This window comes from Neobacillus sp. YX16 (assembly GCF_030123505.1).
Taxonomy (GTDB): domain Bacteria; phylum Bacillota; class Bacilli; order Bacillales; family Cytobacillaceae; genus Neobacillus.
In genome coordinates this window covers 1,166,913-1,180,867 of sequence record NZ_CP126115.1, presented here as the reverse complement: position 1 = coordinate 1,180,867, position 13,955 = coordinate 1,166,913, and the positions used below count along the sequence as shown (strand labels likewise).

Sequence of the window (13,955 nt, the reverse complement as noted above, 5' to 3'; positions counted from 1 at the left end):
GATAAAATTATTGTAGTAATAATAAATATTAGGTGTGTGAGCCCAATGATCGGTGATCGTGTTAAAAAACTTCGTTTAGAAAAAAAAATGTCATTATCAGAACTTGCTGAGCAAGCAGGAGTTGCTAAATCATATTTAAGCTCTCTGGAAAGAAACCTGCAAAGGAATCCGTCAATTCAGTTCCTTGAAAAAATTTCTTCTGTATTAAACGTACCTGTTGAACATCTAATAAATGAACAGATAAACAAAGAAGAATTAGATAGTGATTGGATGAACATTGTAAAAGAAGCAATGGATTCTGGTGTATCGAAAGATCAATTTCGCGATTTTATTGAATTTAATAAGTGGCGAATCGGTCAGAATAATAATGAATAAAGAAAAGCGGAAGGCGCCCGCCTATCGGCGACAAGCATAGACAAAAAGGTTGATTTTTAGCCTTTTGGACGGATTGGATTATGACCGAGGAAAAAGCGGTTTATCTTTTTCTCTCGAGCCGATGGCGCCTGCAGCTGGACAAGTAAACGAACAAAGCATACTACCTTATTTTTGTAGTATGCTTTGTTCCTTTATGTATCTTAGCAATTCTTTACTAGTACATCTCTAACTTCGTTCTGATGAAGAAAATCAAGAATTGTTTCCTTCGAAATCCCTAAAGCTTTTGCTTCTACGATAAGAGCTAACCATTCTGCATCCATTCCATTCATCATACCATCCGTTATTGCCACGTTCATTCACCCCAAAAATACATATTCGTATTCCAGGCAGCCCGGCCATCATAGTAAAATATATACCTTAGATCCTCGGCTTTGCGTCTCCATTTTTCAATAGGTTTGCCTTTTTCTGTTTCATATTCCTCATAAATCATTGATTATTCAGTATATTTTGTAGACAACTCTTCCTACTTAATCATTACTATGTTCATTATATATAGTACTTTTTTAGTATCGTGTTGTATTTTGTCAGAAATATTAATTTTTCGAATCATTTATTTACACAAATTATTCCATTTTTCTACAAAAACTCCTTTGAATGTTTCGCAAAATGTAGAAAGCTTATCATTTTAATGGAAGTTTAATGGAAAATAAGGAATTTTATAGTCGAAATTGAGATATTTTCCCTAAGGAAAAACTTTGTAATATAGGTTAAAAAGGCTAGAAAATACTGTGAAATTTGTCTATTTTGTGACAATTGACAATTATTGTTACCAATTTTACAATATACTAAATATTATAAATATTCAAATAAAAGAGGTGAGTTCAGTCGATGACAACCATTCATGTATTGAATTATGTAATTCCAATTGGCTTTTTAGTGTTTTTCGGTTTCCTTATTGACCGCATGTGCAGCCCTGTAAAGTCTGATGAAAAAGGGAGCGAGGAATAATTCACTAATCCTCCCATCTTCACTAATAAATTTCCTTCGTTTGGGAATGATACATTCGTAGACGAAAGGAGTGTTTAATTTGGCACGTGGAGAACATTTTAATCACAAGAAGAAAGGTCATCCTGGAAATTTACCAAAGGATAACCAAACTGAAAGGCATTCAAAGGATGCTATTGGGGACGAAGAGTTCCTTGTAGTACGAGAAGCATTTAAGAATAGAGTTGAAACAGAAGACATAGAGTAAAAGGCGTGAATTTTCACGCCTTTTTTGTTGTGCGCCCGGCATGGGTGCAGTCTCTAGGGTGAAAGTCCCGAACCATGAAGGCAGTAGTAATGGTTAGCCTAACGCAAGGGTGTCCGCGGTGATGCGGAATCTGAAGGAAGCGAGCGGCAAACCTCCGGTCTGAGGAACACGAACTTCATATAAGGCTAGGTATCATTGGATGAGTTTGCAACACAAAACAAAGTCCTTACTGCCGAAGGTGGTACAGAGTAAATGAAGCAGATAGATGGAGGGAAAGACTGTACTCTTACCCGGGGAGATCTGATTGATAAGCCAAGTACACTTGGTAAACTATCTAGCAATGGATAGCTGAACAATCAGAAGTCAGCAGAAGTCATAGTACCATTCTTACTCGAGAAAGAATGGGAAGGACTGAACTATTAAGAAAGAATGAAGTCTGCACATTCGGTGATTGCATTGAACACAGACAATCCGAAAGGACCTACCTAAAGGAGGAAGCGGTGAATCCGTTGGGGACTCTAGGAGGGTGGAGCAAAAGTCGGCATAAACAGAACCTTCATTCACGTAGAAAGGATAACATCATGTTAATGGAACTAATTCTATCACGGGAAAATCTCTTAACTGCCCTAAAAAGGGTAGAGCAGAACAAAGGAAGTCACGGCATAGATGGAATGTCCGTAAAATTCCTACGACGACATCTCTATGAAAACTGGGATTCCCTTCGGGAAACTTTGAGAACAGGTAACTATCAACCTTCTCCTGTTCGCCGTGTCGAAATCCCGAAACCAGGCGGAGGGATAAGGCTTTTAGGCATACCGACTGTGACAGACCGTTTCATCCAACAGGCAATCGCCCAAGTATTAACCTCAATCTTTGATCCAACATTTTCTGAAAACAGCTATGGTTTCCGACCTAACAGGAGCGCCCATAATGCGGTAAGAAAGGCAAAGGGTTATATCAAAGAAGGTTACCGCTGGGTAATTGATATGGACTTAGAGAAATTCTTTGATAAGGTTAATCATGACATACTGATGGGAATACTCGCTAAGAGAATTGAAGACCGCATTCTTCTCAAACTAATCAGGAAATACCTTCAATCAGGTGTAATGCTTAATGGGGTCGTACAATCAACGGAGGAAGGTACTCCGCAAGGGGGACCTCTCAGTCCACTACTTTCAAACATAATTCTTGATAAATTAGATAAAGAATTGGAAGCCAGAGGGCATAAGTTTGTCCGTTATGCGGATGACTGCAACATTTATGTTAAGTCATTAAAAGCAGGGGAACGTGTGATGGAATCCATTACGACGATTATTGAGCAGAAACTAAAATTGAAGGTAAACAGGGATAAGTCGGCAATCGACCGTCCGTGGAAACGGAAATTTCTTGGTTTCAGTTTCACATTTAATAAAGAACCGAAGGTGCGAATAGCGAAACAAAGCATTAAACGCTTTAAGACGAAGATTCGAGAAATTACCTCTCGGTCAAAACCTATCCCACTTGAGGTAAGAATTGAAATGTTAAACCGCTATCTTACAGGATGGTGCGGGTACTTCGCTTTAGCGGACACTCCAAGCAAATTCAAAGAATTTGATGAATGGATAAGAAGAAGGCTAAGAATGTGCGAATGGAAACAGTGGAAGAAATCTAAAACTAGAGTTAGAAAACTGATTGGTTTAGGCGTCCCTGGTTACAAGGCGCACGAATGGGGCAACTCCAGAAAGAAATACTGGAGAATCGCCTGTAGCCCAATATTACACAAAACCCTCGATAACTCATATTGGAGTCAACGAGGGTTGAAAAGTCTATATAACCGTTATGAAACTTTACGTCAATCTTAATAGAACCGCCGTATACCGAACGGTACGTACGGTGGTGTGAGAGGTCGGGGGTTAGTCACCCCCTCCTACTCGATTATTTAACATTTTCAAATTTTTGAATGAGTTTCTTTAGGTCCCATTCTTTAAGACCTTCTGCAGCCCTCTCGATATCCTTTGAAAAGATTCGATCCTTCTTTATAGAAGGAACAAGCTCTCTCCCCTTCTCATATATCTTCTTTGTCTGGCATGCCATTTTCTCCACCCCGCGAATTTCAACTGCCTGCATAGCACAAATGAGTTCAATCGCCAGCACTCGTCTAGCATTCTGAATGATTTGATAGGCATGTCTAGAGGCAATGGTACCCATACTCACATGGTCTTCCTGGTTTGCAGATGAGGGAATAGAATCAACACTGGCTGGATGGGCAAGTGTTTTATTTTCAGATACCAACGACGCCGCAGCATATTGCATAATCATCGCACCTGACTGCAAACCAGGTTCAGGACTTAGGAAAGGCGGCAGATCGTTCAGCTGTGGGTTTACTAATCGCTCAATCCGTCTTTCAGATATATTGGCAAGCTCCGCAACTGCAATCTTCATAAAATCCATTGCGAAGGCAATTGGCTGACCATGAAAATTCCCTCCAGAAATAACCTTTTCTCCATCATCAAAAATGAGTGGATTGTCTGTAGCTGCATTCATTTCGATTTCTAATTTTTCCTTAACATAATCAAGTGCCTGCCACGATGCCCCGTGTACCTGAGGAATACATCTTAGGGAATAAGCGTCCTGAACACGATATTCTCCTTGAACTGTGGTTAATAAACTATCACTTAAATACCTGCGGATTCTCGCTGCCGTATCAATCTGCTGCTGGTAGCCCCTTGCTACATGAACTTCCTCAGCAAATGCATCAATGATTCCATTTAGCCCTTCCATTGTCATGGCTGCAATAAGCTCACTTTCAAATGCCAGCTGTTCAGCTTCAAGATATCCAACAACCCCCATAGCTGTCATCGCCTGGGTTCCATTAATTAATGCAAGACCTTCTTTTGCCTCTAATATTAGCGGCAGGATTCCTTCCATTTGAAGCGCATGGATTGATTCCATCCGATTTCCTTTGTAAAATACCTCACCTTCCCCTATCAGAACTAAAGCTAAATGGGAGAGAGGAGCCAAATCACCGCTCGCACCCAATGAACCTTGCTGAGGAATGACCGGTATGATTTCTGTATTAACGAGTTCTAAAAGCTTCTCAATCAGTATTGGCCGAACGCCTGAATACCCTTTTAAAAGGGCATTCGCACGTAAAAGAACCATTGCTTTTGAAACAATTTCCGGAAAAGGGTCTCCCACTCCACAAGCATGTGAGCGAATTAAATTAAGCTGTAAATCCCTGACGTGCTCTTTATCAATTAATACATCACTAAATTTCCCAAATCCCGTATTAATACCATAAACTACTTTGCGCTCGGAAACGATTTTCTCTACCGCTTCACGGCTCTTTTTTACTAGATCCATACTTTTTTCCGAAGCAAAAACCTTCTCTTTTCGATATAAAACTTCTTTCATTTGATCCAATGTTAAACTTTGACCTGTTAGCATAATCACATTTCTCACCTCTACCACTTTAATAGAATAAAGAAAGAGGCTGGATTCCATTTCTGATTAGATTTGGAGTCCAGCCTCTTTTATTAACATATTCGAATAATATTTTGTTTTTGGATGTCTCATAGGTTATCAGTCCATTCAAATATTTTTATTCTAATAGTTATTGTATGTGATGAAAAGCTTGATTGTCAACAGAATTGTCAGAATTTTAGCGCGATAATACTTTAGCACAATAATACAAAAAAGTTGAAGTGCCTATCTAAACTTCTAGATGGACACTTCAACTTTTTTGATCATTTAATCAAATTTTATCCCTTTTAATAAGTCTGCAAAAGCATTATTAATCGGTTCAGCTTCTTTTTCTTGCTGTTTTAAATAATTCTGAACGGTACGTTTATCCACTTTTCCACCACTTTCTTTCTTACGTCGTGCTTCAAAAGCAGATAGTTTCTCACGATATCCACATGCACATGCGAAGATTTGACCGTTACCTTCACCTCGAAGTTCCATTTTCTTTTTACATTGAGGACAGCGTGCGTTGGTTACACGTGAGACATTCTTTTTATGACCACATTCACGATCTTGGCAGACAAGCATTTTGCCTTTCTTGCCGTTTACTTCTAGCATTGGTTTTCCACAGTCAGGGCATGATTTTGTGGAAATGTTGTCGTGCTTGTATTTTTTATCGCTTGCTTTAATTTCTGCCACGATTTTTTTTGTATGTTCTTTCATTTCATTTATGAATACATCTTTTTTTAGTTTCCCTTTAGCAATGAGCTCAAGTTTTTGTTCCCACTCAGCCGTTGTCGCTGGTGATTTTAATTCTCCTGGTACTAACTCTAGTAGTTGACGACCTTTAGACGTGATATAGATTTCTTTTCCACCACGTTTTTCAATGAGGAATGAATTGAATAATTTCTCAATAATATCAGCACGAGTTGCAACTGTACCAAGTCCACCAGTTGATTTTAACGTATCTGCAAGCTTCTTATCGTTTGTTTCCATGTACTTCGTAGGATTTTCCATAGCTGACAGAATAGTAGCCTCTGTAAAGCGTGCAGGCGGCTTTGTTTGACCTGATGTTTGTGCGATTAACTTTGTTATTAATACATCACCTTTTTCAAGACGAGGTAATAACTGCTCTTTTATATCATCAGTTGATTCTTCATCATCGAATCGGTTTTCGTACACTTCTTTCCAACCAGCATTAATAACCGATTTTCCTTTAGCAATGAATTTTTCATCACCAATATTTGCTTGTACGGTTAACTGCTCGTATTCAAAGGCAGGGAATAATACAGCTAAGAAACGTTTTACGACAAGGTCATATATTTTACGTTCTTTATCTGTAAAGCTTGAGAAATTCACATAACCTTCAGTTGGAATAATGGCGTGGTGGTCACTTACTTTCTTATCATCTACAAAGGCGTTTGTTGCTTTAATTGGCTTTGTTAACACTTTATTTGCAAGAGAACGATATTCACCTGCACCACACGCCCTTAAACGTTCTGGAAGCGTACTAACAATGTCTGAAGATAAATAACGTGAGTCTGTACGAGGATAGGTTAACACTTTATGCTGCTCGTACAGTTTTTGCATGATATTTAGGGTTTCTTTAGCTGAATAACCAAAGATTTTATTGGCATTACGTTGTAACTCTGTTAAATCATATAGAGCAGGTGCGAATGTCTTCTTTGCTTTACGGTCAATGAAAACAACCGTTGCATCTTTACGTCCAAGTGATTTAACGATTGCATCGATTTTTTCTTTATTAAAGCTGCGACTATTACCATTTCTATCTTGCCACGTTAATTTAAGTCCATCTGTTTGAACTTCAATGCCATAATATGTTTGAGGTTTGAAGCTTTTTATTTCATCTTCCCGTGTTGCAACCATGGCAACTGTTGGTGTCTGTACACGACCACAGTTTAATTGAGCATTAAATTTGGTTGTTAATGCACGAGTTGCATTTAAACCGATGTACCAGTCTGCCTCCGAACGGGCTACTGCTGAAGCATATAAGTTTTCATAAGCTTTACCAGGCTTTAAGTTATTGAATCCATCTTTAATCGCTTTATCTGTTACAGAGGAAATCCACAGACGTTTGATTGGCTTATGAACGTTTGCTTTATCAATAATCCAACGTGCAACTAATTCTCCTTCTCTCCCTGCATCAGTAGCCACAATTATTTCATTCACATCACTACGGCTTAATTGTGTTTTTACAGTATTAAACTGCTTTCCAGTTTGTTTCATGACAACTAATTTCATGCGTTCTGGAAGCATAGGAAGATCTTCCAGGTTCCATGTTTTATATTTATTATCATATACCTCAGGATCTGCTAAAGTTACTAAATGTCCTAGCGCCCAAGTAACGATATAATTGTTTCCTTCTAAAAATCCATTGCCTTTCTTCGTACACTTTAATACATTTGCGATATCACGTGCAACGGAAGGTTTCTCAGCAATTACTATACTTTTTGCCATTTTTTAAGAACTCCTTTACTGACTATGTACCGTCTAATATACCATAGTTTCAGCGTGGGAAAGGTATAGACTTCTTATTTAGCCGTCAAAATAGACATTGCTTGCCTGTGAGACTAATTATAGTAGGCTTTGTAAAGATTAGGAGGATTAATTGACTAAGAAGGTGCACAGAAACTCCTGCTTTTTTCTTGTATTTTCCTATTTGAGGATAGTATGATGTATTAGCTATCATACATATTGGTTTTGGAGGTACTACATGAGGATTAGAGATTGGGATCCTAACTTAAAAGTTCGCTTATTTAGCGAAGCCATGATGAACATTACGTTTTGGATGTTCTTTCCATTTTTGACGATTTATTTCGCTGAGGCGTTCGGCAAAAATAAAGCAGGATTTTTGTTGGTATTTTCACAGGTTTTCTCAGTATTGGCCAATTTAATGGGTGGATATTGTGCCGATCGTTTTGGAAGGAAACGCATGATGGTTCTCTCAGCCTTTGGACAAGGACTTTCTTTTATAGCTTTTGCAATCGCAAGTTCTCCTTGGCTTGATTCTCCTTGGATAGGATTTATTTCCTTCGCGATTGCTGGTGTATTTGGTTCGTTTTATTGGCCTGCCAGTCAAGCGATGGTCGCTGATGTCGTTGAAGAAAAAGATCGAAGCAATGTATTTGCCATTTTCTATACTTCCATTAATATCGCCGTAGTTATTGGTCCTATTTTAGGGGCAATTTTTTATGTGAATTATCGTTTTGAAACGTTACTCTTTGCTGGTATTGTTTGTATGTTACTAGGCTTAATATTAGCAAAGTTTACGCGGGAAACAGCACCAATACAAAAAATCAACCCCTTGGAAGCGGAAGGAAAATGGTACTTTTTCTTACAGAACCAGTTAAAGGACTACACATTAATCATAAAAGATAAGACCTTTTTGCTTTTTATTATTGCAGGCGTCTTAGCGGGTCAAACTTTTATGCAATTGGATTTATTATTTCCTGTTTATATGAAAGACGTAATCGATTTGCAGACTCTATTTTCTATCGGAGACTGGTCATTCACCGTTAAGGGTGAGCAAGCCTTTGGAATTGTTCTTGCAGAAAATGGCTTCCTCGTTGCATTACTAACGGTTGGGATTACTAAATGGATGGGTAAATATAAGGAACGGAATGTATTTGTTCTTTCATCTATCATATATGCCATTTCCATTGTACTTTTTAGTCAGACTCATTGGATTTGGGGATTTATCATTGCAATGGCTGTCTTTACCTTTGCAGAGTTAATGGGAGCTGGAATTCAACAAAGCTTTGTCTCCAAGCTTGCACCCGAGCATATGAGAGGGCAATATTTTGCTGCTGCCAGCTTGAGATTCACAATCAGCCGCACCATCGCTCCATTATCAATACCTTTGACCGTTTTGATAGGGTATGAGTGGACATTTTTTGTACTTTCCCTGCTGGCACTTGCAAGTGCAGGATTGTATTGGCTAATGTTTCATTCATTTGAAAAGAAAACAGCATTGGATCCTAGTTAGGATCCTTTTTTATAGGCTGTGGTAAAGTAGTCTGTTGATTGTAACGAAAGGCACTTCGCTTTCCGCGGGCGGTTCGGGAAGCCTCCTCGGCGCTAAGAGATAAGCGGGGTCTCCCCTGCCCCGTCCTCCCGCAGGACATTGAATTTCATATCCACGAATCCCCCCACGCACGAAGAAAATGCGATAGCATTTTCGAGGAGTCTCGTGCCTTCCGTTCCAATCAACAGAGTGCCAAAATCAAAGACTAGCATTCACAGCTTATGTTCAAAAATTCGTCAATAAATTGTACTAAAATGTTCACATCTAACCTATTTACTATTATAATTAATATGTAATCGTTTTCTATTATAAGGATGGTGGTATTGATGGAATTATCCCAATTTATGTCCCCCACTTCATGGTCCGGTATTATTACATTTTTAGTATTATTTTCTGCGGGTGTTTATTTTAATATAAAAGTATACGGCAGTAAATTAGAGTAGAGAGTTCTATCCCTACTTATTTTTTTGCTTAGATTTGAGCTCTATAGCCTTTCTACTGTTATCAGTTTCTTTTTAACATGAAAAAGGCTAAAATATGTAAGGAAGATTCTGAAAAGGGAGACTAAAATATGAGTGAATTTCAAAAGAACCTTGAGAAATATGCTGAGCTTGCTGTTAAAGTTGGGGTTAATATTCAAAAGGGTCAAACATTAGTAGTGAACACGACCTTAGATTCTGCAGAATTTGTCCGCCAGGTTGTTAAAAAAGCCTATGAAGCAGGTGCACATAACGTTGTGGTTAACTGGAATGACGATGTCGTATCCAGAACAAAATATGAATTAGCACCAGATGAAGCTTTTACTACATACCCTGCCTTACGTGCAAAAGAACAAGAGGAATTCGTTGAACAAGGTGCCGCCTTTATGGCCATCGTTTCTTCTAGCCCTGACTTACTAAAAGGAGTTAATCCAGAGCGTATCTCTAACTTCCAAAAAGCCGCTGGAACCGCTTTGTCTAAATATCGTCAAGCCGTTCAATCTGACAAAGTCAGCTGGACCGTTATTGCTGCACCATCTCCTGCATGGGCTGCTAAAGTCTTTCCAGATGCACCGAGCGACCAACAAGTTTCCTTACTGTGGGATGCCATCTTTAAAGCCGTTCGTGTGGATACTGATAATCCAGTGGAAGCTTGGAAAAAGCATGATCAATCACTGCATGAAAAGGTTAACTACTTAAATGAAAGACATTATCAAAAGCTTCACTATACTGCACCAGGAACAGACTTAACCATCGAACTCCCGCATAATCATCTTTGGGTTGGAGCTGGCAGTGTAAATGAAAATGGTTTTGAATTTATGGCTAATATGCCAACTGAAGAAGTCTTCACCGTTCCTCATCGTGAGGGTGTAAATGGTACGGTTGCAAGCACAAAGCCATTAAGCTACGGCGGTAATATTATCGACCGGTTCTCTGTTACCTTTGAAAACGGAAGAATTGTTGGTTATAAGGCTGAAGAAGGTGAGGAGTTCCTAAAGCGTTTAGTTGAAACGGATGAAGGCTCTCATTATCTTGGTGAAGTAGCACTCGTTCCTTTCAACTCACCAATTTCACAATCTAATGTCCTATTCTATAATACTTTGTTTGATGAAAATGCTTCAAACCACCTAGCCATCGGGAGCGCTTATGCGTTCTGTATTGAAGGCGGCAAGAAAATGTCTTCAGAAGAACTGAAGGAAAATGGACTCAATGATAGTATTACACACGTTGATTTCATGATTGGCTCGGATGAAATGGACATTGATGGCATTAAAGCGGATGGAACAAGCGAACCGGTATTCAGAAAAGGCAATTGGGCATTTTAAATGGTATAATAAATCAAGCAGCTCCTTACTAGGATGCTGCTTTTTACTTTAATTAATTTGGAGGTTAAAATTATGTTAAATGAATTTAAGAAGTTTGCCATGAGAGGTAATGTGATTGATCTTGCAGTCGGTGTTATTATTGGCGGAGCGTTCGGAAAAATCGTATCCTCTCTGGTTGCGGATATTATTATGCCAATCATTGCAATGATTATAGGAAAAGTAAATGTTTCTGAATTGGCTTATGGTTCAGTCAAATATGGAGTATTTATCCAGTCGATTATTGATTTCTTAATCATTGCCTTTTCTATTTTTATGTTTATAAAATTCCTTTCTCGTTTTAAAAAGAAGGAAGAAGAAGTTAAAGTGGCGGTTCAAATTGATAAAAAAGAAGAGCTTCTTGCTGAGATACGAGATTTATTGAGAGCCGAAAAAGATTTTTCTAAATAAAATGAAACATCTTGACCTTTTCTTCGTATATTCTATATATAAATACACTTGAGGTGAAGAAAATTGTATACACAAACATCTACTGAATTTATGCCATCAGTCATTAGGACATTTGCTCTTTCACTTGCCATCGCCTTTGTTGGAACCATGGCAGGTACCTTTGTACCGCCGGCATTATTTTTACCATTAGCTATCCTTGAATTTGTTTTATTGATGATTGCCTTTTTCTTTAGACGTAAAAAAGCCATTTCTTATACATTCCTTTATATCTTTACATTTATTTCAGGAATTACCTTATATCCGATTGTTTCTTATTATGCCATGACCGCTGGAGCAAATGTGGTCTTGATGGCTTTCGGAAGTACCACTGTCGTGTTTACTGGCGTAGCGATTTATGCAACAGTATCCAAACGAAATTTCTCCTTTTTAGGCGGATTCTTGTTAGCAGCCTTACTTGCTTTAGTTGCTGTTTCTATTTTTAATATTTTCATGCCGCTTAGCTCTACAGGTATGCTTGCATTCTCTTTCATTGGAGTATTGGTCTTTAGTGGTTATGTATTGTATGATTTCAACCGTATGAAGCATTATGGGGTAAGTGCTGAAGAAGTTCCATTGATGGCATTAAACCTATACTTAGATTTTATCAATCTATTCGTAAGTATCTTACGTATCTTCGGAATTCTTTCAAGTAAAGATTAATCGAGTAGGAGGGGGTGACTAACCCCCGACCTCTCACACCACCGTACGTACCGTTCGGTATACGGCGGTTCTATTAAGATTGACGTAAAGTTTCATAACGGTTATATAGACTTTTCAACCCTCGTTGACTCCAATATGAGTTATCGAGGGTTTTGTGTAATATTGGGCTACAGGCGATTCTCCAGTATTTCTTTCTGGAGTTGCCCCATTCGTGCGCCTTGTAACCAGGGACGCCTAAACCAATCAGTTTTCTAACTCTAGTTTTAGATTTCTTCCACTGTTTCCATTCGCACATTCTTAGCCTTCTTCTTATCCATTCATCAAATTCTTTGAATTTGCTTGGAGTGTCCGCTAAAGCGAAGTACCCGCACCATCCTGTAAGATAGCGGTTTAACATTTCAATTCTTACCTCAAGTGGGATAGGTTTTGACCGAGAGGTAATTTCTCGAATCTTCGTCTTAAAGCGTTTAATGCTTTGTTTCGCTATTCGCACCTTCGGTTCTTTATTAAATGTGAAACTGAAACCAAGAAATTTCCGTTTCCACGGACGGTCGATTGCCGACTTATCCCTGTTTACCTTCAATTTTAGTTTCTGCTCAATAATCGTCGTAATGGATTCCATCACACGTTCCCCTGCTTTTAATGACTTAACATAAATGTTGCAGTCATCCGCATAACGGACAAACTTATGCCCTCTGGCTTCCAATTCTTTATCTAATTTATCAAGAATTATGTTTGAAAGTAGTGGACTGAGAGGTCCCCCTTGCGGAGTACCTTCCTCCGTTGATTGTACGACCCCATTAAGCATTACACCTGATTGAAGGTATTTCCTGATTAGTTTGAGAAGAATGCGGTCTTCAATTCTCTTAGCGAGTATTCCCATCAGTATGTCATGATTAACCTTATCAAAGAATTTCTCTAAGTCCATATCAATTACCCAGCGGTAACCTTCTTTGATATAACCCTTTGCCTTTCTTACCGCATTATGGGCGCTCCTGTTAGGTCGGAAACCATAGCTGTTTTCAGAAAATGTTGGATCAAAGATTGAGGTTAATACTTGGGCGATTGCCTGTTGGATGAAACGGTCTGTCACAGTCGGTATGCCTAAAAGCCTTATCCCTCCGCCTGGTTTCGGGATTCCGACACGGCGAACAGGAGAAGGTTGATAGTTACCTGTTCTCAAAGTTTCCCGAAGGGAATCCCAGTTTTCATAGAGATGTCGTCGTAGGAATTTTACGGACATTCCATCTATGCCGTGACTTCCTTTGTTCTGCTCTACCCTTTTTAGGGCAGTTAAGAGATTTTCCCGTGATAGAATTAGTTCCATTAACATGATGTTATCCTTTCTACGTGAATGAAGGTTCTGTTTATGCCGACTTTTGCTCCACCCTCCTAGAGTCCCCAACGGATTCACCGCTTCCTCCTTTAGGTAGGTCCTTTCGGATTGTCTGTGTTCAATGCAATCACCGAATGTGCAGACTTCATTCTTTCTTAATAGTTCAGTCCTTCCCATTCTTTCTCGAGTAAGAATGGTACTATGACTTCTGCTGACTTCTGATTGTTCAGCTATCCATTGCTAGATAGTTTACCAAGTGTACTTGGCTTATCAATCAGATCTCCCCGGGTAAGAGTACAGTCTTTCCCTCCATCTATCTGCTTCATTTACTCTGTACCACCTTCGGCAGTAAGGACTTTGTTTTGTGTTGCAAACTCATCCAATGATACCTAGCCTTATATGAAGTTCGTGTTCCTCAGACCGGAGGTTTGCCGCTCGCTTCCTTCAGATTCCGCGTCACCGCGGACACCCTTGCGTTAGGCTAACCATTACTACTGCCTTCATGGTTCGGGACTTTCACCCTAGAGACTGCACCCATGCCGGGCGCACAACAGCT

11 protein-coding genes and 1 riboswitch are annotated in these 13,955 nt (G+C 39.1%); of the genes, 7 read left to right on the top strand and 4 right to left on the bottom strand.

The genetic code is table 11. The features are described from left to right. Positions 1 to 45 precede the first annotated feature (45 nt). Entirely contained in the window at positions 46 to 375 is a 330-nt protein-coding gene (locus QNH48_RS05770) for a helix-turn-helix domain-containing protein (RefSeq protein WP_283954151.1), read from the top strand. Positions 376 to 575: 200 nt separating this feature from the next. On the opposite strand, the gene QNH48_RS05765 is transcribed toward QNH48_RS05770, so the two are convergent. Further along, the gene (locus QNH48_RS05765; RefSeq protein WP_283954150.1) at positions 576 to 731 is read right to left on the bottom strand and encodes an anti-repressor SinI family protein; all 156 of its coding nucleotides are present in this window, start codon (positions 729 to 731) and stop codon (positions 576 to 578) included. A gap of 26 nt (positions 732 to 757) precedes the next feature. Continuing rightward, a riboswitch (cyclic di-GMP riboswitch) is annotated at positions 758 to 845 on the bottom strand. A gap of 617 nt (positions 846 to 1,462) precedes the next feature. Here QNH48_RS05765 and QNH48_RS05760 point away from each other — a divergent pair. Both QNH48_RS05760 and ltrA (QNH48_RS05755) read left to right on the top strand, forming a co-directional pair. After that, positions 1,463 to 1,627, top strand: a complete 165-nt coding sequence (locus tag QNH48_RS05760; protein ID WP_165979187.1) for a hypothetical protein — start codon at positions 1,463 to 1,465, stop codon at positions 1,625 to 1,627. A gap of 581 nt (positions 1,628 to 2,208) precedes the next feature. Further along, on the top strand, positions 2,209 to 3,468 hold the full coding sequence (gene ltrA, locus QNH48_RS05755; RefSeq protein WP_283955690.1) for a group II intron reverse transcriptase/maturase: 1,260 nt from the start codon (positions 2,209 to 2,211) through the stop codon (positions 3,466 to 3,468). A 73-nt stretch (positions 3,469 to 3,541) separates the two neighbouring features. On the opposite strand, the gene hutH is transcribed toward ltrA (QNH48_RS05755), so the two are convergent. Next, on the bottom strand, positions 3,542 to 5,059 hold the full coding sequence (gene hutH, locus QNH48_RS05750; RefSeq protein WP_283954149.1) for a histidine ammonia-lyase: 1,518 nt from the start codon (positions 5,057 to 5,059) through the stop codon (positions 3,542 to 3,544). 297 nt (positions 5,060 to 5,356) lie between these two features. After that, the gene (locus tag QNH48_RS05745; RefSeq protein WP_283954148.1) at positions 5,357 to 7,546 is read right to left on the bottom strand and encodes a DNA topoisomerase III; all 2,190 of its coding nucleotides are present in this window, start codon (positions 7,544 to 7,546) and stop codon (positions 5,357 to 5,359) included. A 256-nt stretch (positions 7,547 to 7,802) separates the two neighbouring features. Here QNH48_RS05745 and QNH48_RS05740 point away from each other — a divergent pair, with 256 nt between their 5' ends. From QNH48_RS05740 to QNH48_RS05725, 4 genes are all read left to right on the top strand, one after another. Continuing rightward, the gene (locus tag QNH48_RS05740) at positions 7,803 to 9,074 is read left to right on the top strand and encodes an MDR family MFS transporter (RefSeq protein ID WP_283954147.1); all 1,272 of its coding nucleotides are present in this window, start codon (positions 7,803 to 7,805) and stop codon (positions 9,072 to 9,074) included. A gap of 610 nt (positions 9,075 to 9,684) precedes the next feature. Beyond that, positions 9,685 to 10,917: an aminopeptidase gene (locus tag QNH48_RS05735; RefSeq protein ID WP_283954146.1), complete on the top strand. Its 1,233-nt coding sequence runs from the start codon at positions 9,685 to 9,687 to the stop codon at positions 10,915 to 10,917. A 72-nt stretch (positions 10,918 to 10,989) separates the two neighbouring features. Then, complete coding sequence (gene mscL, locus QNH48_RS05730) at positions 10,990 to 11,364, top strand: large-conductance mechanosensitive channel protein MscL (RefSeq protein ID WP_283954145.1); 375 nt, start codon at positions 10,990 to 10,992, stop codon at positions 11,362 to 11,364. A gap of 90 nt (positions 11,365 to 11,454) precedes the next feature. Continuing rightward, entirely contained in the window at positions 11,455 to 12,063 is a 609-nt protein-coding gene (locus tag QNH48_RS05725) for a Bax inhibitor-1/YccA family protein (RefSeq protein WP_095249105.1), read from the top strand. Between the two features lie 73 nt (positions 12,064 to 12,136). Here the strand turns inward: QNH48_RS05725 and ltrA (QNH48_RS05720) are convergent, their stop codons facing one another. After that, entirely contained in the window at positions 12,137 to 13,396 is a 1,260-nt protein-coding gene (ltrA, locus tag QNH48_RS05720; RefSeq protein WP_283955694.1) for a group II intron reverse transcriptase/maturase, read from the bottom strand. Between the last annotated feature and the right edge of the window lie 559 nt (positions 13,397 to 13,955).